The following is a 1,612-nucleotide window of genomic DNA, read 5'->3' as shown; positions in this document are numbered from 1 at the left end:
TCTTGAAAGAATTAAGTTCAAGATATTCTTTTAATTTAGCCTATTATCGTGCATTTCTTAAAATAATTTGACGGTTTCGTTGACGGCTAAAAAAATGGATGTGAGACAAAAGTAAACATCACTTTTGTTTCACACCCTAAACACGAATAAACGGTGGAAGCAGAAGCAATCCCTTCGGTAATAAGCTTCTGCCCCAGCCTCTTCTACTATTATAAAGGTAGCTTCTCATCGTAATTTAGCTGTTTATCAATTACCATCATTGCGGAACGTCTAGTTTCCCACAAGGAATCCGTATAAATATCAAGTGTCATTTTGGTTGATGCATGTCCTAAAATTTTACTCAATGTCGCAATATCAATTCCTGATTCAACACATCTAGTAGCAAATGTATGCCGCAATGCGTGAAAATGAACCGAGCCTATTTTTGATTCTTCTACTATTTTTTTAAAACGATAATTAATAATTCGCGGTTCAGTAAAACTGTTTTTACAAGAAATGACAAATAAACTGGTACTCTTTTGTTTTTTTTCCATTAAATATCTTTTTAGATTTTTAGAGATTGGGATTGCGCGTTCTCCGTTAACGGACTTGGGTTTCCCCATGATGATCTCTGTTTTGTGTGGTTCAGTTACTGAAGGTATTCTAGAAATTGTTCTTTTCACAAAAATTTTATTGTTGATAAAATCGATGTCTTCCCATTTTAATCCGCTGATTTCGCCAATTCTCATCCCTGTGTACAAGGCTATAATTTCCGCAGAGCACTCTTTTTTATACAAAGCAATTTGTTCCAATTTTTTCTGTTGGTTTCTATCTAAACTTTTTATTTCCGTTTTTGTTAATGCGGGTAAACGTACTCCTCTGCATGGATTTTTTGCAATTTTGTTATCATTTACAGCTTTTTTTAGAGCACTTCTTAGCATACTTATAATGCTGCGAATACTGTTGGAAGAAAGTTCTGATAGGTATAACGAGTAAATAAACCTGTCAATATCAGCTGTTTCTAGCTCGGATAACTGCTTGTTTTTAAAAAATGGAGAAAGGTGTCGTTTGATTCGCCCTCTATAATTTGAATAAGTAGACGGTTTGATTCTATTTTTCATTAAAATATTCAGCCAATAGTGTAACCATTCATCTACCATCATTTCTTCTTGTACAGTTGCTTCTCCGTATATAGAATAGTCTGCATTTTTTTTTGATAATTTTTCTTTTGCTTCATTATATTGTTTTCCATAAACATATCCGTATACAATTCTTCCCTCTTTATTTCGGCCTTTTCTGTATCGACCTTCCCAGCGTCCATCCTTTCTTTTATAGATATTTTCGCCTCTTTTTGACATATTTTTTTCCTCCTCAATAGTTTACATTTGACGGTTTTTGACGGCTAAAAATGAATTATACCTATAAATATCTCTTTTCTAAACTGTAATAAATCACTAAAATAATTAATTATTATCAGTTTTTTCTTTTAAAACAGAAAAATTTGATAATAAAAAGATATTTTTACACTAGACTAATTAAAAATAATAGAATATACTAATACAAGTAATGAATTCCGCTCTTTTGAATACATATAATAAAGAATAAAAATATCTTGAACTTAATTCTTTCAAGA

1 protein-coding gene is annotated in these 1,612 nt (G+C 31.4%); it reads right to left on the bottom strand.

What is annotated here, in order from left to right:
* Nucleotides 1-209 precede the first annotated feature (209 nt).
* A complete protein-coding gene (locus BCR22_RS10845) occupies nucleotides 210-1,337 on the bottom strand; it encodes a tyrosine-type recombinase/integrase (protein WP_069654924.1) in 1,128 nt (375 codons plus the stop codon).
* Nucleotides 1,338-1,612: the final 275 nt, after the last annotated feature.

The sequence above is a fragment of the Enterococcus plantarum genome (assembly GCF_001730295.1).
GTDB lineage: Bacteria > Bacillota > Bacilli > Lactobacillales > Enterococcaceae > Enterococcus_L > Enterococcus_L plantarum.
This window is presented reverse-complemented; position numbering and strand designations above follow the sequence as displayed.

Coding starts and splice junctions, on each gene's coding strand:
- BCR22_RS10845 (WP_069654924.1), bottom strand. CDS start 1,337: ATGTCAAAAAGAGGCGAAAATATCTATAAAAGAAAGGATGGACGCTGG.